20 protein-coding genes and 1 other RNA gene are annotated in these 19,107 nt (G+C 36.4%); 6 read left to right on the top strand and 15 right to left on the bottom strand.

Going from position 1 to position 19,107, the window contains the following annotated elements:
• Nucleotides 1–132: 132 nt before the first annotated feature.
• Nucleotides 133–426: a hypothetical protein gene (locus QGN23_RS02285; RefSeq protein WP_282905418.1), complete on the bottom strand. Its 294-nt coding sequence runs from the start codon at nucleotides 424–426 to the stop codon at nucleotides 133–135.
• 305 nt (nucleotides 427–731) lie between these two features.
• On the opposite strand from QGN23_RS02285, the gene QGN23_RS02280 reads away from it, so the two are divergent.
• Entirely contained in the window at nucleotides 732–1,142 is a 411-nt protein-coding gene (locus QGN23_RS02280; protein WP_282905417.1) for an acyl-CoA thioesterase, read from the top strand.
• 34 nt (nucleotides 1,143–1,176) lie between these two features.
• Here QGN23_RS02280 and QGN23_RS02275 read toward each other — a convergent pair whose 3' ends face one another.
• Nucleotides 1,177–1,410 carry a hypothetical protein gene (locus tag QGN23_RS02275; RefSeq protein ID WP_282905416.1) on the bottom strand — a complete coding sequence of 78 codons (234 nt, stop codon included), beginning with the start codon at nucleotides 1,408–1,410 and terminating at the stop codon, nucleotides 1,177–1,179.
• A 237-nt stretch (nucleotides 1,411–1,647) separates the two neighbouring features.
• Between QGN23_RS02275 and QGN23_RS02270 the strand changes: the two genes are divergently transcribed.
• The 3 genes from QGN23_RS02270 (at nucleotide 1,648) to QGN23_RS02260 (ending at nucleotide 6,321) form a co-directional block, all read left to right on the top strand.
• Nucleotides 1,648–4,086: an FtsK/SpoIIIE family DNA translocase gene (locus QGN23_RS02270; protein ID WP_282905415.1), complete on the top strand. Its 2,439-nt coding sequence runs from the start codon at nucleotides 1,648–1,650 to the stop codon at nucleotides 4,084–4,086.
• A 60-nt stretch (nucleotides 4,087–4,146) separates the two neighbouring features.
• Nucleotides 4,147–4,794, top strand: a complete 648-nt coding sequence (locus tag QGN23_RS02265; RefSeq protein ID WP_282905414.1) for a LolA family protein — start codon at nucleotides 4,147–4,149, stop codon at nucleotides 4,792–4,794.
• 72 nt (nucleotides 4,795–4,866) lie between these two features.
• A complete protein-coding gene (locus QGN23_RS02260; protein WP_282905413.1) occupies nucleotides 4,867–6,321 on the top strand; it encodes an LptF/LptG family permease in 1,455 nt (484 codons plus the stop codon).
• A gap of 198 nt (nucleotides 6,322–6,519) precedes the next feature.
• Here QGN23_RS02260 and QGN23_RS02255 read toward each other — a convergent pair whose 3' ends face one another.
• The 10 genes from QGN23_RS02255 to QGN23_RS02210 all read right to left on the bottom strand — a co-directional run bounded on the left by QGN23_RS02255 (nucleotide 6,520) and on the right by QGN23_RS02210 (nucleotide 15,224).
• On the bottom strand, nucleotides 6,520–7,098 hold the full coding sequence (locus tag QGN23_RS02255; RefSeq protein WP_282905412.1) for a glutathione peroxidase: 579 nt from the start codon (nucleotides 7,096–7,098) through the stop codon (nucleotides 6,520–6,522).
• 4 nt (nucleotides 7,099–7,102) lie between these two features.
• Nucleotides 7,103–7,765 (bottom strand): LolA-like protein, encoded by a 663-nt coding sequence (locus tag QGN23_RS02250; protein WP_282905411.1) that lies wholly within the window; start codon nucleotides 7,763–7,765, stop codon nucleotides 7,103–7,105.
• A gap of 180 nt (nucleotides 7,766–7,945) precedes the next feature.
• Nucleotides 7,946–8,686 (bottom strand): 3-deoxy-manno-octulosonate cytidylyltransferase, encoded by a 741-nt coding sequence (gene kdsB, locus QGN23_RS02245; RefSeq protein ID WP_282905410.1) that lies wholly within the window; start codon nucleotides 8,684–8,686, stop codon nucleotides 7,946–7,948.
• 1 nt (nucleotide 8,687) lies between these two features.
• Entirely contained in the window at nucleotides 8,688–9,152 is a 465-nt protein-coding gene (locus tag QGN23_RS02240) for an RES family NAD+ phosphorylase (RefSeq protein ID WP_282905409.1), read from the bottom strand.
• Nucleotides 9,153–9,162: 10 nt separating this feature from the next.
• Entirely contained in the window at nucleotides 9,163–9,627 is a 465-nt protein-coding gene (locus QGN23_RS02235) for an antitoxin Xre-like helix-turn-helix domain-containing protein (protein ID WP_282905408.1), read from the bottom strand.
• Between the two features lie 73 nt (nucleotides 9,628–9,700).
• Nucleotides 9,701–10,954: a pyridoxal phosphate-dependent aminotransferase gene (locus QGN23_RS02230; RefSeq protein WP_282905407.1), complete on the bottom strand. Its 1,254-nt coding sequence runs from the start codon at nucleotides 10,952–10,954 to the stop codon at nucleotides 9,701–9,703.
• Between the two features lie 155 nt (nucleotides 10,955–11,109).
• Entirely contained in the window at nucleotides 11,110–12,822 is a 1,713-nt protein-coding gene (locus QGN23_RS02225; protein WP_282905406.1) for a phospho-sugar mutase, read from the bottom strand.
• Between the two features lie 37 nt (nucleotides 12,823–12,859).
• Nucleotides 12,860–13,561 (bottom strand): GIN domain-containing protein, encoded by a 702-nt coding sequence (locus tag QGN23_RS02220; RefSeq protein ID WP_282905405.1) that lies wholly within the window; start codon nucleotides 13,559–13,561, stop codon nucleotides 12,860–12,862.
• 60 nt (nucleotides 13,562–13,621) lie between these two features.
• On the bottom strand, nucleotides 13,622–14,572 hold the full coding sequence (locus tag QGN23_RS02215) for a glycosyltransferase family 2 protein (protein WP_282905404.1): 951 nt from the start codon (nucleotides 14,570–14,572) through the stop codon (nucleotides 13,622–13,624).
• Between the two features lie 73 nt (nucleotides 14,573–14,645).
• On the bottom strand, nucleotides 14,646–15,224 hold the full coding sequence (locus tag QGN23_RS02210; RefSeq protein WP_282905403.1) for a DUF4199 domain-containing protein: 579 nt from the start codon (nucleotides 15,222–15,224) through the stop codon (nucleotides 14,646–14,648).
• Between the two features lie 72 nt (nucleotides 15,225–15,296).
• Here QGN23_RS02210 and ffs point away from each other — a divergent pair.
• Nucleotides 15,297–15,394, top strand: an RNA gene (gene ffs / locus QGN23_RS02205) — signal recognition particle sRNA small type.
• Nucleotides 15,395–15,545: 151 nt separating this feature from the next.
• On the opposite strand, the gene QGN23_RS02200 is transcribed toward ffs, so the two are convergent.
• The 3 genes from QGN23_RS02200 to QGN23_RS02190 all read right to left on the bottom strand — a co-directional run bounded on the left by QGN23_RS02200 (nucleotide 15,546) and on the right by QGN23_RS02190 (nucleotide 18,120).
• The gene (locus QGN23_RS02200) at nucleotides 15,546–16,226 is read right to left on the bottom strand and encodes a metal-dependent hydrolase (protein WP_282906425.1); all 681 of its coding nucleotides are present in this window, start codon (nucleotides 16,224–16,226) and stop codon (nucleotides 15,546–15,548) included.
• A 28-nt stretch (nucleotides 16,227–16,254) separates the two neighbouring features.
• Nucleotides 16,255–17,187 (bottom strand): 1,4-dihydroxy-2-naphthoate octaprenyltransferase, encoded by a 933-nt coding sequence (gene menA / locus QGN23_RS02195; RefSeq protein ID WP_282905402.1) that lies wholly within the window; start codon nucleotides 17,185–17,187, stop codon nucleotides 16,255–16,257.
• Between the two features lie 96 nt (nucleotides 17,188–17,283).
• Nucleotides 17,284–18,120: a 1,4-dihydroxy-2-naphthoyl-CoA synthase gene (locus QGN23_RS02190; protein ID WP_133440658.1), complete on the bottom strand. Its 837-nt coding sequence runs from the start codon at nucleotides 18,118–18,120 to the stop codon at nucleotides 17,284–17,286.
• A gap of 510 nt (nucleotides 18,121–18,630) precedes the next feature.
• Between QGN23_RS02190 and QGN23_RS02185 the strand changes: the two genes are divergently transcribed.
• On the top strand, nucleotides 18,631–19,026 hold the full coding sequence (locus tag QGN23_RS02185; RefSeq protein WP_282905401.1) for a peptidase associated/transthyretin-like domain-containing protein: 396 nt from the start codon (nucleotides 18,631–18,633) through the stop codon (nucleotides 19,024–19,026).
• Nucleotides 19,027–19,107: the final 81 nt, after the last annotated feature.

The raw sequence follows: 19,107 nt of genomic DNA, 5'->3' as shown, positions 1-19,107 counted from the left end.
TTTTAAAGATATTCAAATTAGAAAATACAAAGCAAAGAAATACGAAAAAAGTTCCGGTCTGTAAAAAGAGGAACTTTTTTTTCAATTTAAAAATTAAAAAAAACCTTACTTCTTGTAGTAAGGCTGTGTTAATTATGGCAATATATCTTCATTTTCTTCTTCGTGGTCATCTTCATTATCGCTTCGACTGTAATAATTATTTTCTTCGTCTTCAGATCCGATTTCTTCCATATCATCATCGGCGCTTGCTCCGGGGACATCCAAATTTTCGTCTAAATCACTTTCTTCGGTTGATTCTGCGGTAATTGGATTCCCGTTTCCGTCCAGCGAAATATGTTCTTCCTGATTGAAAATATCATTTTCAGGATCGTAGTTCATCTGCTCCAGTTTTTCTTTTTGTTCATGCGTGTTATTCTTTGGTTTCATAATATAAGATTTGATGTAATTGTACTGCGACAAAAATGATTCCAATTTCTTTTAAAAAAGACAGGTTTAAAAAACGCAATCCTTTTAATAATTGAAAAAAATCTATATTTGCGCTTGATATTTCAATGAAACAGGTGAATCGTGTGCAAATCACGAACTGTCGCGCAACTGTAATCCGCTGTCGGAAAGTCAGATCCCTACTTTGAAATTACAAATGCTTTCGCGATTTGAAGCAGAAAATTCAACTGACCATTCGTTCAGCTTTTTCTGTTCATTTCAATTATTAATGTTTTAATTCAATAACAATGAACTACGAAGAAAAAATCCAAAATTCCGAAACCAGAGTTTTTAAAGTGGTATTCCCCAACATTACCAACCATCACAATACCATGTTTGGCGGAACAGTCATGGAAATGATGGATGAAGTCGCTTTTATGACCGCTACCCGATTCGCCAGAAAATCCTTTGTAACCGTAAGTTGCGACCGAATCGATTTCAAAAAACCAATACCTGCAGATACTTTGGTAGAACTTATCGGTCGGGTAAAATATGTAGGAAACTCCAGTTTGAAAGTGAATATCGAAGTTTATGTCGAACAGATGTACGATGAAATAAGAGAAAAAGCGGTTTCCGGCGATTTTACTCTGGTCGCCATCGGTCCTGACAAAAAACCTGTGAAAATCTTTGAAAGAGAAGAAACGACGAACCAATTATAAATAAAGAATCCACTATGAAGTGGATTTTTTGATGTTATAAATCGTCATCAAGCATTTGATTTCTATTTTTCTCCCAAGCATCACCGTATGCTTTTTCCTGATTTTTCCAGGCTTTCGGAGGAACTGCGTTTTCCGCGTGCAGAGGACGGTCATTGATAATTATTTCGTCTTTTTTGTCGCTTTCGTTTCGAATCACCCGATCGTCAATACCGGGAATTTTAATTATTCGGCTGTCCTTATTGTCGGTATTTTTATCTTTGTTTTTCATGATTGAAGATTTATAATGGGATTAGACATTCTAAAACAAATAGTATTCCGAAATAAAACGGTATCCTCTTCATTAAAATTAATGGAATTAGGAATATCAGCACCGGATTTAAAAGTGAAACATCTTTTCAATTAAATTCAATTTTTTCTTCCACATCATTAGAAACCGGTAAAAAAAATCTTTATCATTCCCAAATAATTCTTAATTTTTATTATTAAATTTGCCCTGATTGATATTATGGAAAAAGACAAAAAAAAAACCACCCCAAAACCGGTAGACCAAAACAAAATCCTTTCTAAACCGCGCATATTTTTCGGTATTTTATTTCTCGTGTTCTCGGTAGTTGCTGCCCTGTCCTTCATTTCTTATTTAATGAACTGGAAATCGGATCAAAGCCAAGCCGGAACCATGTTGGATAAAACCATCAAATCATCGAACATTTTTGGTAAAATTGGTGATTGGCTCGGCAATATTTTTATTTTTGAAAGCATCGGAATTGCAGCATTTCTGGTTGCTTTTCTCTTTTTCGTTTTTGGAATGATGATTCTGAAAAAAAATTACTTCAAACCATGGAAAACCATTGGTCATTCCTTGTTTTTCATCTGTTGGCTTCCTATTTTTATGGGCGCACTGACCAAAGGTGATGGCGTGTTGAGTGGTGTTTACGGATTCCAAATCATGGATTTTTTAAACGCCGTCATAGGATCTGCAGGATTATGGATGGTGATTTTAGTAAGTATGGGTCTGTATTTTATTTTGGAATTTAATCTTCGTCCGAGCAGTATTAAAGCAAAACTTAGTGATTTAAATGACAGCACCATCGGTCGTGTCAAAGGAATGATGCCGCGTTCAGAAGAAAATTTTGAAGCTGATGAGGAATTAGAAGAACAGGCTCATCAGGATGCACCCAATGTTACGGTGACCGAAATGAATCCGCAGCAGGAAGTTCTTCATAAAGAAATTGAAACCATTAAAACTCCAAATCAGACTTCGTTTGAAGAGAATGAGGAAAAAACAACGGTTACTTTAAGTCCAGCTGCTTCTACAGCGGAAAAACCGAATGTTCCTAAAAATGATGATATTGATTTTAAAGTTGAAGTAGCAAAAACTATTGACATCATTGATGAAAGTGACCGCAAATCTCAGGAATTAGTTGACAAACACGGTTACTATGACCATCGACTGGAGCTCGCTAAATTCCAAATGCCAACCATCGATTTATTAAGAGATTATGGCAATGAGGAAATCTCCGTTAATAAAGAAGAATTAGAAGAGAACAAAAATAAAATCGTCGGTTTATTAAAAAACTTTAATGTCGGAATTTCTGAAATTAAAGCGACCATAGGACCCACTGTTACGCTTTACGAAATCGTTCCGGAAGCGGGAATTCGTGTCGCATCGATTAAGAAACTTCAGGATGATATCGCTTTGAATCTTTCGGCCTTAGGAATTAGAATTATCGCTCCGATGCCTGGAAAAGGAACGATCGGAATTGAAGTTCCAAGAAAAAATCCCTCTATGGTTTCAATGCGAAGCGTTATTGCTTCCCAGAAATTCCAAAATTCAGATATGGATTTGCCGGTTGTTTTTGGAAAAACCATTTCCAATGAAATCTTTATGGCCGATTTAGCAAAAATGCCACACTTATTGATGGCAGGTGCTACCGGACAAGGAAAATCAGTCGGAATTAATGCGATTTTAACTTCACTCCTTTATAAAAAACATCCGAGTGAACTGAAGTTCGTAATGGTAGATCCTAAAAAAGTAGAACTTTCGCTTTATTCAAAAATTGAAAGACATTATCTGGCAAAACTTCCTGATGGCGAAGATGCGATTATTACCGATACGCACAAAGTGATCAATACGTTGAATTCCCTGTGTATCGAAATGGATCAGCGTTATGATTTACTGAAAAACGCTTTCTGTAAAAATATAAAAGAGTACAACAAGAAATTCTCTGAGCGAAAACTAAATCCAGAAAACGGACACCGATATTTACCTTATATCGTTTTGGTGGTTGATGAATTTGCCGATCTAATTATGACGGCAGGGAAAGAAGTTGAACTTCCGATTGCCAGATTAGCGCAATTGGCGAGAGCGGTAGGAATTCACTTAATCGTTGCAACCCAAAGACCTTCCGTAAACGTAATTACGGGAATGATTAAAGCAAACTTCCCTGCAAGAGCGGCTTTCCGTGTAATTTCAAGTGTAGATTCCCGCACGATTTTAGATTCGCCGGGAGCCGATCAGTTGATCGGAAAAGGTGATATGCTTTATTTTAATGGAAATGAAATTATGCGTTTACAATGTGCTTTTGTAGATACACCGGAAGTTGAAAAAATTGCCGAATTTATCGGTGAACAAAAAGGATACGCAAGTGCATTTATGCTTCCTGAATATTCCACGGAAGAAAATACTTCTACAGCAAGTGCTTTTGATCCGAACGAAAAAGATGTTCTTTTCGAAGATGCTGCAAGGATATTAGTTTCTACCCAGCAAGGTTCTACCTCAATGTTACAAAGACAATTGAAATTAGGATACAACCGTGCGGGACGAATTATGGATCAGTTAGAAGCCAGCGGCGTTGTAGGAGGCTTCAATGGAGCAAAAGCGAGAGAGGTACTAATCAGTGACTTAAATTCTTTGGAACAGTTTTTGGAAGAATTGCGAAAGTAAATTTAAACCTTAAACAAGAGTTTAACTTTACGGCAAATAATTCATCATAAATAAAAAAGAATGAAAACGATACTGAAAAAAATCTCAATTGTAATGATGGTTGCCGCTACTACGGCAAGTTTTTCTGCCCAAAAAATCGATGCGAAAGCAAAAACCATTTTAGATGCCATTGCCACCAGTTATAAAAGCAAAGACAACGTCTATTTTAAATTTGTTTACGGAACGGGAACCGGTAAAAAAGTAACCAAAACTGAACCTGGAATTTTCTATTCTGCGAAAGACCTTTATAAATTAAAAATAATGGGTACCGAGCAGATCTTTGATGGAAATAAAATCTACAGCATCTCTGACGAAGACAAAGAAATTACCATTTCAAAACCAACCGGAAGTGAGCAAATGTTCTCCCCGCTTACTTATATTGAACAATACAAAAAAGGGTACAACGTAAAATATGCCGGAAAAGTAACGGTAAACGGAGTAAGCTGCGATTATATTAAATTAACCCCCATTAAAAATAATGGAATTAAAGAGGTCAACCTTTTTGTAAATTCAGCAAAAAAGCAAATTGTAAAAGTTGAACAGTTCTCAAATGACAACGCTGTTTCAGTAATTGCAATTAACGATTATAAAGAAAATCAGAAGTTGAGCAGCACCATGTTTACCTTCGATAAAGACCAATATAAAAACTATTTTGTTACCGAACTTTAGAACACATTAAATCACGATAAAAAAGTCACAGAGGAAAAATTTCTTTTGTGGCTTTTTTGGTAAATTTGAACCATGATAAAAAAACTCGACGGTTACGTCATCAAAACTTTTTTCGGCCCGTTTCTTTTCATATTCAGTGTGCTGTTTTTCATTTTTGTGGTGAACATCATTTGGATCCGATTGGCGCAGTTTACCGGTAAAGGTTTGAGTTATTGGGAGATTTTGAAATTGCTTTCTTATCTTTCTGCGATTGTGGTACAACTGGTTTTACCGCTGACAATCCTGCTTTCTTCCATTATGACTTTTGGTGATTTTGGCGAACGTTACGAGTTGGCAGCCATGAAAGCCGCCGGTATTTCGCTCACCAGGATTATGTTGCCGCTGTTTGTCACTACCCTATTCTTTTCTGCTTTTCTGTTTTTTTTCTCCAATAATGTGGTGCCCGATTTCCAGCGGAAGGCGAAGAATATGCTGTATAATATTGCCGCAACCAAACCTGCGCTGAACTTTACACCGGGACAATTCCTTCAGCAACTTCCAGGTTATAGTGTGAAATTTGATAAAATAACCGGTGAAAATGGTGAAAATTTAACAGGAATTTTTATTCATAAAATGGCAACTTCTTTTGAAGACCAGCAATCCATTGTTGCAGAAAAAGGAAAATTCGTTCCTGCAGATAATCCTAATTATTTAAAATTGGTTTTATTTAATGGCCATATTTACGAAGATCAATTGAATGGAATCGATTATAATGTCCGATTAAAGCAACCCGATCAGGCGATAAAATTTGATACTCTGGTGTCACATTTCAATATTTCCGAAATCATTGACAAAGCGATTGAAGCAGAAAAAATAACCGACGACTACTCTTTTCAGAATGTCCTGGAATTGAATACTACTATTAAAAAAACAAAAAAAAGCAACAATGAGATTATGAATAATATGACTTACGAATTGGTCAGCCAAACCAACAGTTACGTAAGTTATGTGGATAAATCGAAAGCAAAAACTCCTGTCATCGCTCCTGTAAAAACAGATACGCTTAATAGTAAAACAAAGGAGGAAATGCTCTATTCTGCTTATAATAAATTAGAAAACATCAAGCAGTCGACGTTGGGTAAAGAGGGACAGATTAAAGATATGCACGCCTATTTTGCACGCGTCGTCATGCATCAACAAAGAATTGTTTCCTATTCCGTTACGTGTCTAATTTTCTTTTTAATCGGAGCAAGTTTAGGTTCGATTATCCGAAAAGGAGGTTTAGGATTACCGGTAGTTATTGCTATTGTAATATTTATCCTTTTTTATGTTCTCAATCTTTCCGCAGAAAATTTTGCGTGGTCTGGGGGAATAGATCCTTATCTGGCAGCTTGGTTGCCTAATCTGGTGCTCCTTCCGTTTGGCGTTTGGTTAACTTATAAAGCATTAACAGATTCCCAACTCTTCGATGCTGAAAAATATAAATCGATGTTTAAACCGCTTATCAACAGGTTTTCAAAGAATAAGGAACATCAGCGGTACCGCTAATAATTTCAATATTCACCTATTTATAAAGGATGGTTTGCCATCCTTTTTTTATTAACTGAAAGCTGATTTGAGCCGATTATTTCAGGAATAAAAACAAGGTAAAAAATCGGCTCCGAACAGGACAAAAAAAGTTTATTGAAGCGAATCAATAAACTTTAAATTTTTAATCAATAAATTTCTTATATGATCACCTTCAATTTACTTCAAATATTTCGTTATAGAATCACTTGTAGGTTTCGTTGTGCTGATAAATGAATCAATTAAATGACCGTTTTCGTCGATCAGGAACTTGGTGAAATTCCACAGAATTGTGGTGTTTTTAACACCGTTTAAATCCTTCTCTGTAAGGTATTTGAAAACGGGCGCTATATCTTCTCCTTTTACAGAAACTTTTGCCGCCATCGGAAAAGTAACGCCAAAGTTTTTCTCACAGAAAGCCCCGATTTCCTGGTTGCTGCCCGGCTCTTGGCCTCCAAAATTATTGGCAGGAAAACCGATTATCACTAATTTATCCGGATAATCTTTCGATAGTTTTTCTAAATCAGCGTACTGGGGAGTAAATCCACATTCGGACGCGGTATTTACAATTAAAATCTTCTTGCCTTTAAAATCGGCAAAGTTGATTTCTTTCCCATCTAAACTTTCTACTTTGTAGTCATAAATTGTATTTTCCATCGTTGTTTTGGTAGTTTTTATCTGTGAAACATCGTTCTTCTGATTTTTGCAGCTTTGTAAAAAAACGCCTGAGGATAACAGAAATATAAATAGCTTTTTCATTGCTTTAAAATTTAAAAGTATTCGCCGGGAATACCTTGTTGGTTTCTATTTTATTTAAAATCATTACAAAATCACTGTCTTTTTTTGGAGATGAAGATTCGATTCGGTAAGGCATCATCACAGATCCCGCCATTTTATAATCAGAATATAATAATGTTTCATCTTTCTTAATTTCCTTCAGAAGCATATACGTTTTAGAGTCAAAAAAGTAGAGTGTTTTATTAATATTTTTAGTCAGTTCTACTTTATGGAAATAAATATCGCCCACTTTTTCTTTGCCAAGGTATTTCGCATCAAAACCTTTATTTTCCCAGTCGATAAAATCGTTATCGAAACTCTCAGGCACATAATTCGGATATTCCTGGATTTTATTGGCTGCATAGTTCATTGCATATCCTTTTGTTCCGTCATAACCTTCTACTGCAGTTTCTTTTTTACCAATGGTAATGGTTGTTTTGGTAAGATTTGGTCTTTGTTGATAAATCTTAATCGGATATTCGTCATTGATCCCTAAAGTCACTCTGCCCTGTAATAAGACGGAATTTAATAATTTCCAATTGGTTAATCCACCCGTTAATTCTATATTTTTTTCTATAATTTCTTTGGCTGTTTGTGCTGAAACTATAGAACCTATTGCCATTAATAAAACTAAAAATAATTTTTTCATATAATAAAATTACGCTCCGAAGGCGTTTTTTATAAAATTAATTGTTTACAAAAATACTGTTTTGCCTGACCAATTTTCAAATATATACTTTTTGAAATGAAATGATAGGATTTTAATTTTGGGTATTGCTTATTTAACCAATTTTAAGAATGTTTATCCTAATATATTTTGAAGAATCTCTTAAGAATTGTTATTATTTTTCAGGATCTCCCGTGCTTTTTCTAAATCTTCCGGCACATCAATTCCAACCCCCACGAAATCGGTTTCGATCATTTTAATTTTCATCCCGTATTCCAGATAGCGGATACACTCAATTTTTTCTGCTATTTCCAGAGGCTGCATTTTCAATTTTGCGAAATTCAGTAGAGCGTTTTTTCTAAAGGCATAAACGCCGATATGTTTATAATATTCTGCTTTGACAGATGTTTCCCGCGGATACGGAATTACCGAACGGCTGAAATAGAGCGCCAAACCCTGATTATCAGTAATCACTTTTACGTTATTTGGATTTTCAATTTCCTCCATTTCCGTCAGTCTTATTTTTAAGGAAGCCAAGGAAATCTGCCCGTTTAAATCATCATTAAAAACAGAGATCAGTTTTTTCAAAGGTTCTGTCTTCAGAAAAGGTTCATCGCCCTGCACATTCACTACAATGTCGCAATCAATATTTGCCACCGCTTCTGCGATTCGGTCGCTGCCGGTTTCATGTTTGCCGGTCATCACAACGTTACCACCTGAACTTTGGATTTCATTAAAAATAATTTCGGAATCGGTTGCAACAAATACTTCATCAAACAATTCCGTTTCTACTACATTTTGATAAGTGGTTGCAATGACCGTTTTTTCACCCAGAATCTGCATGAGTTTTCCGGGAAACCTGCTGGCTTCATAACGGGCGGGAATAACAGCGATAGTCTTCAAATTATTTGTATTTTTTTAATATTTTCTCCAAACGCTCATCGGGTTCATAGTCTAAAACATCAATAAGTTTTACATTTTTGAAATCAGGATGAGTCGTATTTATAATGATATTGTGATTTTCAGGAAGAACAGAAGACGGAACTTTTAACATTAAAGTTGTCCGCCGGTCATACCAGAAATCGCCTCTGTTCTGAAGTTCCGAATAAAATTCTGTACCCCGCCAGTTTTTAGGTAACTTTTTGGCATCTATCTGTTCCATACTTTTACTGGAAATCTCAATAATCATGATTTTATAATCATGATTAAAACCGGTTCCACAACGGTAAACCATATTCTCTAATAAAGCGAGCGAAATATTTTCCGAAGTATAAAGAACCAATTTCCCATTGCTGTTCCATCTACCGGAAAGCCCACTTACAGAAAGGTTTTCGGCATATTTTTTATGGGCAATTCTAAAAACCAGCATTCAAAAAATTTTATACGGGATAACCTTGCGCCATCCTTTCAAGACGGACAATCAACAAATCTACTCCACCTGAAGTATTTAAAAAATCGGAGGGTTTTTCTTCAGAATTCCAAAAGGGTTTTTCCAGCCAATTGTTGAATTCATCGATATTTCCCAGATATTCTTTTCCTTTTTCAAATAGAGCAATCAACTTTAAAAGATGTTCGCTGTGATTGGGTTCTAAAGATTTATTCAGTTCACGGTAATTACTAATCGTTCTTGGGGAAAGATTAAGGACTGCCGCCAACATTTTCTCGGGCATTTTTATAGACTCTGCAAAGGTGTAAAAAACATCGGTTTGGATTCCTGCTTTTGCTTTTTTTACCAGAGAATAATCATTTTGAAAAACAAAATTTCTGTAGGAAGTATTTCCGTAAGCAACTGCCGGTTCAGAAACCAAGCTTTCACTTTCTTTTTTATGTGATTTTGTTTTCATTTTATTTTTTCCTACCACAAAGGTAGAAATTTTTCCATTGCAAAAGCGAATTTTTTCACAATATTTTAAAAAACTAACCCAGTTTTGTCAAAGCATTTTCCAATCTCGGCAACATATTTTTGATTTCATCTAAAGAAACTCCTCCTGCCGAAGCTCTGAACCACGGCATATTGCGAGAATTTCCGAAAGCTGAAAACGGCACCAAAGCGATTCCCGCTTCTTCAATCAAATAGAAAACGAGATCAGAAGAATCTGCGATAACTTTTCCATCCGGTTTCGTTTTTCCAACATAATCTAACTCCACTGTTAAATAAAGCGCGCCCATCGGCTGAATGCTTTCCACAGAAAAGCCTTTATGTTTAAGATTCTGAATTCCGTTGTGAAGAACAGTCAAACTTTCGGCAATTTCTCCTTTAAAATGATTCACGAATTCATCCACTTTTTCCGGATGATTCAGTAAAACGGCTACTGCTTCCTGTTCAGGTTTTGGCGCCCAAGCTCCAATGTGTCCCAGCAAGGCTTTCATTTTATCAATAATTAAAGAAGGTCCAAAACTCCAGCCTACACGGATTCCGGTTGCGGCAAAGCATTTGGATGCGCCATCAATATAAATTGTATAATCCTTTAATTCAGGATACAAAGAAACAGGATCGAAATGCTCGCCACCGAAAGTAAGCATGGCGTAAATTTGATCGTACATCAAATACAATGGCTTTTCTCCTTCGCTACGATTTTTATTTTCCTCCAAAATCAGTTCGCAAATATCAGCGAGTTGTTGCCTGGTAAACATCGTCCCGGTCGGATTCAAGGGCGAACAAAGAGCAATTAAAACCGCTCCTTTTAAACGAGGTTTTAAGTCGGCAGCGGTCGGTAAGAAATTATTTTCCGCTGTGGTTTCCACTTCTATTTTCTGCGCATCCGTTAAATAGGAATAGTGATTGTTATTCCATGATGGTACCGGATAAATAACTTTGTCACCCGGATCGACAATTGTTTTAAATGCTGTGTAAATCAAAGGTCGGGAACCGCCGGCAACTAAAATATCATCTTCAGAATACTCCAGATTCCAACGGTTTTTAATGTCTTTTGAAATCGCTTTTCGCAAAGACAAAAGTCCGTTCGCAGGCGGATAATTGGTTAAATTATTTTGATAAGCTTTTTGAATTTCCTCTTTTAATAAATCCGGAATCGGATAAATATTGGAATTGAGATCACCAATCGTAAGATTCGCAATTTCTGCGCCCTGGGCTTTCAAATCATTGACTTGATTTCCTATTTTGATAATTTCTGAGCCAATGAGATTGGCGGCCAATTTTGATATTTTCATTATTTTTTAATTAAACGAATTATTTTGAACTTCATTGATAATCTCATTCAAAAATACAAATTTTAATTGCTGCTGATATCAATTAAAGTAAGAACTGCTAAAAAAAAATTGGTAAAAATTTCATCAACTTTTACCAATTATTAATAACCAGATTTTTACAAATTCAAATCCTGTTTTACAATATTGATTTTTTCTTCCAAAACCAGTAGTTTTTCTTTAAATTCCTGTGCAGAATTTATCGCATCTTTCACAGAAACATAGAATTTAATTTTTGGTTCTGTTCCGGATGGCCGAACGCAAACTTTCGTTCCATCTTCCGTATAATAAATCAAAACATTTGATTTTGGAATGTCATCCATCACCGATTTTTTATTGTCCAGAAGATTCAAAGAAGTTTGTTCCTGGAAATCTTTTACGATGGCCACTTTGGAACCTGCTATTTCTTTTGGCGGATTTTCACGGAAATCTTTCATCATCTGCTGAATTTCTTCGGCACCTGTTCTCCCCTTTCTCACCACGTTTACCAATCCTTCATAATACATTCCGAGGTCTTTGTAAATATCGATCATGTATTCGAAAACCGAACTGCCGTTGGCTTTGCACCAAGCTGCAATTTCGCAGGCGAGCAAAATAGAACCACAGGAATCTTTATCGCGAACGAAATCTCCGGTCATAAAACCGAAACTTTCTTCACCCCCACAAATGAATTTTTCTTTGCCTTCGAAATCACGGATCATTTTCCCGATCCATTTAAAACCGGTTAATCCAACTTTACAGTCAACGCCGAATTTTTCAGCAATATCATAGAAAATATCAGAAGTTACAATTGTAGAACCGATGAATTCTTTTCCAGTGATTTTTCCGGCTTTTTTCCATTGGTCCAAAATATAATAGGTTAGAATCGTATTGGTTTGATTTCCGTTCAAAAGCTGCATTTCACCATCTAAATTTCTGACTGCGATTCCCAGTCGGTCTCCGTCTGGATCAGTTCCCAGAACGATATCGCCATTGGTAATTCGGGCTAAATCCATCGCCATTTCCAAAGCTGCCGGTTCTTCCGGATTGGGTGAATCAACGGTGGGAAAATTCCCACTCGGAATCATCTGCTCTCTTACCAAATCAACTTTTTTAAAGCCTGCTTTTTTCAGCGCCTGAGGAACAGTTGCATAAGTAGTTCCGTGGATTGAACTGAAAACAATATTCAGATTATCTCTGCCAACATCCTGATAAAGAGAGTTTTCCATACAGGCATCGATATACACATCATCCTGTTCCGGACCGATCCATTCAATTAATCCGTCGTTTCCGTTGAATTTAATTTCATTGAATTTTACCGAATAAACTTCTTTAATAATATTCTCATCATCTGGCGGAACAATCTGCGCGCCATCGTTCCAATATACTTTGTAACCGTTATATTCAGGCGGATTGTGAGAAGCGGTCAATACAATTCCGGCGTTACATTTTTTATCTCGAACCGTGAAAGAAAGTTCTGGCGTTGGACGGTGTTCTTTGAATAACAAAACTTTAATTCCGTTGGCCGTTAAAACATCGGCACACATTTTCCCGAATTCTTTTGAATTATGCCGAACGTCGTAAGCGATCGCAACTTTAATTTCCTGATTTGGAAACTGCTGATGAAGATAATTCGCCAAACCTTGCGTTGCTTGTCCAAGCGTATATTTGTTCAAACGATTGGTTCCTACGCCCATTATTCCTCGCATTCCGCCTGTTCCGAATTCAAGTTCCTTGTAAAAAGAATCTTCTAATTCCTCAGAATTGGTATCGATCCAATTTTGAATTATTTTTTGTGTTTCTTGATCGAAAGTATCTGTTAACCAGAGTTTTGCTTTTTCTAAGGTGGTCATATCTTATTATTTTTTTTTTTAAGTTTTTCAGAGCCGCTTATTCTAATTCTTTATGTTGAACAGTTGCTGTTTTTTCTATTTTCAGAGCGCTGATCGGCTCATTATAATACGTCAGTTTCGCCGTATTTTTAATGCTTCCTTTTAAAGAATCTTTCACATTTACTTCCGCATAATTTCCATTTTTTGATTCAATCTTTAAATGGTCAATCATCCAGTAAGGTGCGATAATACTTGCGGTATCAGATATTTTCAAAACCGCGTCTTTGGTTTTTCCCAAAAAATTAGCACGGCTTTTTTGAGTCATTTCAACTTCTGCTTTTCTGGAATTGACCGACCCAATAAATTTAGCGTTATTTTTTAAACTAAGTTTAAAATTATCCGTCTTTATTTCGCTTGAAATATTTAATTCAACAGAATCAGACATGGATACTTTTTCCAGATTATATTTCGAATAAATGGTGATATTGTAGAAATCGACTCCCTCTGTTTCGCGGTTTTCAGAAATGGTTAACGTTTTATCTTTTACTTTGATTTTTAAATTACCACCTACATTTTTATATGTTTCAACATTCACAAAACTGCTGTCACTTTTAATATAAAAAGCCCGGAATTTACCGTTGAGATTAAGACTCACAAAATCCTCCACCTTAATATCATGGCTTACGATATCTCCTTTCGGCGAAATTTTTCCGCAGGAGAAAAGACTGAATATGAGCAGTATATAAATTAAATTCTTCATTATTAAATTTTCTAAAACCTATTTTTCCGGATCAATACCTTTGTCGATTTTCTAAAGCATTTATATCACTTCTTCCACGTGATAATTCTCGTGTTGTCTATTGGTTCTGATAATCATTTCTCCTAAAAATCCTGCGATGAAAAGAAGTGTTCCCAAAACCATCATGGTTAAAGCAATAAAAAACCAGGCATTATTGGTTAAAAGATGCCCGTAAATTCCACGGGAAACATCTATTAATTTTGAAATTCCGAGCCAGAAGGCGGATAAAAATCCTGCGATAAACATCAATGTTCCTGCTGCTCCGAAAAAATGCATCGGCCGCCCGCCAAATCGGCTTACAAACCAAAGTGTAATTAAATCTAAAAAGCCGCGAACAAAACGCTCCGTTCCAAATTTAGAACTTCCATAAGGTCTTGCCTGATGCTGCACCGGTTTTTCTGTAATCTTCCTGAAACCTGCATTGGCAGCCAAAACGGGAATATATCGGTGCATATCTCCATACACATCGATGGATTTTACCACCTGTTTTTTATACGCTTTCAAGCCACAATTAAAATCATGAAGGGAAACTCCAGAAATACTTCTTGCAGCAGCATTAAAGATTTTAGACGGAATATTTTTGGTCATTACATTATCAAACCGTTTCTTTTTCCAGCCCGAAACAATGTCGTACCCTTCCGTTTTAATCATGTCATATAATTCCGGAATTTCTTCGGGAAAGTCTTGTAGATCGGCATCCATCGTGATAACGACCTCTCCGTTTGCTCTTGCAAAAGCGGCGTGCAAAGCTTGAGATTTACCATAATTTCTGGAAAACTTAATTCCGTGAATTTGCGGATACTGCACTCTTAAATTTTCGATAATACTCCATGAAAGATCGGTGCTTCCATCATCTACAAACCAGATTTCGTAGGAAAGGTTATGGGAGTTACAAACTTTGTCGATTCTTGAAAAAAGTTCGTCAAGAGATTCTTCTTCGTTGAGAAGTGGAATGATGATGGATAAATTCATTGATAATAAAAGATTATTGAGACAAAATTAGGGGTTTATTTTTTTTAATCAGCAATTGTGCAAATGATTAAAATCAAAGTTCTGATCTGCTGCGGAAAAAACTCGCAAAAAACGTAGATAAAATAACATAGAAAACAAGAATTGCGGCGAAATAGTAGGAAAACTGGCGAAAACTAAAAAAATCTTTATCCTTGATCATTTCGTGGGAAATACGTGATTTGTTCTGTTGATATTCGGTTTCCAGTTCTGCTTTTTGCTCCTCAGTTTTTAGGATGGGTTTTGCTTTATTGTACTCGTTATCCATTTCAATCTTCTGTCTTTCAAGGTATTGGAAATTCAATAAATCTTTGGCAGCCGGATCTACAAAGTTTAAAAACAGAAACATGGTGAGGACTGATAAAAACCCGCCAACGAACATGGGTTTAAAAGCGCGGCCAAAACCTTCCCGAAATCCCATCCGGATTCCTGCTTTTCTCAGCGAATTTACGGAGATATAGGCACCCGCCAGATAAATAACCGGCATCACAAAGGAATTGATAAGCATCGTATTATCGAAATAATCGGTATTCATTCCGAAAAAATACATTCCAAAGAAAACGACCATTGTGGCAATAAACAGCATGAAACCAATGGTATAGACATTTTTTATCATATTTAAAGTACTAAATTTTATTATTTTTTTGTTTTGAATTTTGAAATTTGAATTAAAGGCGTATATTTGCAACGGCAAGTCCTAAACAACCAGCTCCTGAGACTCCTCCAGGGTGGGAACGCAGCAAAGGTAATCGGTTGTAGCGGTGTGATTTAGGTAGCTTGCCATTTTTTGTGCCTTATATTCTCGTTTTTTTATTTCACTTAAAGTTTTTTCGTCCATCCAATTCTCTTTGGTTTTAAGATAATTAATCTGCATATCTGAAACTTTAAATTATTTTGTGAAGTCCCGAAAGGTTTTTCTTTTACTCAGTTCTTCTTTTTAAATTTCAAAATCTTCACCTAATTTCGGTAAAGTGAATTCGATATTTCTTTCTGAAAAGAACTGATGAGCATCCTCGTGATTGATTTTAATCGGCGGGAAAGTATCGAAATGACACCCTATTACTCTTTTAGTTTTTAATAATTCTGCTGCTGCAAAACTTGCTTTACGGGCACACATCGTATAATGTGAACCAACGGGAAGAATTGCCAAATCAATGTTCCCAAACAATTTTGGAAACATTTCCATGTCTGCCATTACACCGGTGTCGCCTGCCAAATAAATATTTTTGCCGGAAAATCTGAAAATATATCCTGCAGGTTCGCCACCATAAGTGCCATCGGGGAAAGAACTGGTATGACTTGCCGGCACCATTGATATTTTTAAATCTTCAATCTTTGCAGATCCACCGAAATTAATATCAATCGAATTCGGATGACCGAAATAGCCACAAATTTCAGGTTGCCCAATTACAGAAGCTTCCGGATAATGTTGCAACACTTCTTTCACATCTGCGATATGATCGCCGTGTGCATGGGTAATCAACACATAATCAATTTTTTGCGCCGAAATATCAAAACCGGATCTATCTTTCTGATAATTATAAAAAGGATCAGATAATATGTTTTTTCCTTTGTAGGTGAACAAAAAACAGTTTTGTCCGAGAAATCGTATTTTCATAGTTGAATCCATAAAACTGATTTAAATTTTAATTAAAATAATTCAATCCGGCTGCGACCAAAATAGCCATTGTCAACGTCAAGATTCCCACCTGTTTTAAAAATGGGTCTAATTCTTTCGGCTCTTTAACCTGCATGATTTTTCGGCGAAGTGCCGTCATTGGAAGCATCAGGATGAAAAAGATAAATGCATAATATTTTCCTTCAGTATGCAAACCGTTCATCATCATAAATACCAACATCAAAAGTAGTGGTATTTGCAGCAAAATGATTTCATACACCATTGCTTTTTTGAAACCTAACCGCAATGCGAGAGTTTTCTTTCCGCTCAAGGCATCGCTTTCGATATCCCGCATATTATTCAGATTTAAAACTGCGGCACTTAATAAACCTACTGCAGTGGCGGGTAAGAGCATATCCCAGTCGAAATGTTTGGTAAAAAGGAAATAACTTCCACAAACCGAAACTAGGCCGAAAAAGATAAAAACCATGATATCGCCTAAGCCTAAATAACCATAGGGTTTTTTACCGATCGTATACCCAATCGCAGCTAAAATACAGGCAACTCCCAATCCTACAAAAGTGTAAAATTCTTTCATTAGGTTTTCTCTAAAGAAAGCCAGATACAAAAGCGCAACTGTGGCAATCAAAGACAAAACAGAAAACAGAATTACAGCATTTCGCATTTGAGTTGCGGTAATTCTTCCTGAAGCCACCGCTCTTTGTTCTGCTTCATTTACCCTAAGTTTATCTGTTCCTTTAATTCCGTCACCATAATCATTGGCAAAATTCGAGAGAATCTGATAGAGTAAGGTGACCAGCATTGCCATTGCAAAAATTGTCCAGTCCCATGTTCCTCCACTTTCATGAATTCTCCATTTTGCAATGAAAGAACCTAAAATTATTCCACTCATCGAAAGTGGTAATGTTCGCAGACGCGCTGCTTTTATCCAATCTGTCATAGTTTAGAGATTTGAGATTTTGAGATTCTGGATAAGAGACTAGTATATTTTTTTTGAATATCTATTATCTCCTATCTTCCAGTCTCGTGTCCCAATTTAAGATATCCATTTATTATCGCCGAAATCGGGTTTTCTTTTTTCGAGGAAGGCATTTCGTCCTTCTTTCGCTTCTTCGGTCATGTATGCCAAACGGGTAGCTTCACCGGCAAAAACCTGTTGCCCCACCATTCCGTCGTCGGTTAAATTCATAGCGAACTTTAGCATACGAATTGACATTGGTGATTTTCCCAAAATCTCTTCCGCCCATTCGTAAGCAGTATCTTCCAGTTCAGCATGGGGAATTACAGCATTCACCATTCCCATATCGGCAGCTTCCTGAGCAGAATAATTTCTCCCTAAAAAGAAAATTTCTCTGGCTTTTTTCTGTCCTACCATTTTGGCTAAATATGCTGATCCGTATCCGCCATCAAAACTGGTAACATCGGCGTCGGTCTGTTTGAAGATTGCATGTTCTTTACTCGCTAAAGTCAAATCGCAAACGACGTGCAAAGAATGCCCGCCACCCACGGCCCAACCATTAACCACTGCAATCACGACTTTCGGCATGAAACGAATCAATCGTTGAACTTCTAAAATATTTAAACGGTGTCTTCCGTCTTCACCCACATAACCTTGTTCTCCACGTGCTTTCTGATCACCGCCACTGCAAAAAGCATGGCCTCCATCTTTAGGACTTGGTCCTTCGCCGGTGAGTAGCACCACTCCTACCGAAGCATCTTCGGAAACGTGGTAAAAAGCATCGTATAATTCTGAGGTTGTTTTCGGACGAAATGCATTGCGCACTTCCGGTCTGTTAAAGGCGATTCTTGCGACTCCGCCTTTTTTTTGATACGTAATATCTTCGTATTCTCTGACGGTTTTCCAGTCTGTCATTTTGCGTAAAATTTTGCGTAAAGGTAAGGAAAATAAAAAGCCGGGTCAAAACGAAAATAGGTTTATATTCGTAGTATTTCGCTGTGATTAGGAGCAACGCGATTATTTTTCTTTCAGGAATCTCCAGTCGCTTTCCGCTATAATTCCCCACGCGGGACCAATGCTTACTTTCTCTGACCTTTTCCAATTCAAGCAGATTTTCTCAACAGATCTTAAGGAGTACTAATTTGGCAATATTGGCAATTCCTCTCGCAATGCCCAAAAAAGGATTTGGTCAGGTTGAAATATTCTATTTTTATTGCAGGAACATTTTTGGTAATCACAAAAGCTGGAAGCTGATAAAAAAGTTCTTTTAATTATTTATGAGAAAAAAATTAGATATTAGTGTAGTCAAAAAGTCTGACTATTATCCGACCTATCTATAAAAAAAAGTGGTGTATTGGACTAACTGAGTAAGACCTATGAACAAGTTGCGTAAAATGCTATCGACTTTAATGTAGAGTAATTAGAATGAGAAATACAATAATTTTATTTTCAATATTGATTATAAGCTTAATTTTTTTAAGTAATTGTAGAGGAGATGGCGATAAACAGAATTTAGATATTCATGTGTCAGGCAAAGTATCAAATGACAAAGGTGTCGGAATATCAAATGTGAAAATTTATTTTCAGCGCGGGAAATGGGGAAACTACGCTCCTCCAATATATACGACTTTTGAAACGGTGACCACGGACAATAATGGCAATTATCAATATACCATCAAAAATGACAGCTATGTTTACAAAATATGTTGTGAGTTACCTTCCGGCTATAATTCTGTAACTCCCCGGTGCAAAGACATTGATTATAGTGTAATTCACAGTCATACTATACCTAATGTAATAAATTTTACGCTGACAAATTAGCACTTCGTATAACAATTAAGCTTTCAGCGAGGATTTTTGCGGTTAATTTTAAGTTTTTTGCACGTAGAAAGTTTTTGTATT

Origin of the sequence: Chryseobacterium gotjawalense (genome assembly GCF_030012525.1) — a bacterium.
Lineage (GTDB): Bacteria > Bacteroidota > Bacteroidia > Flavobacteriales > Weeksellaceae > Kaistella > Kaistella gotjawalense.
The sequence above is the reverse complement of the archived record's forward strand: the minus strand, read 5'-3'. Positions and strand labels throughout refer to the sequence as shown.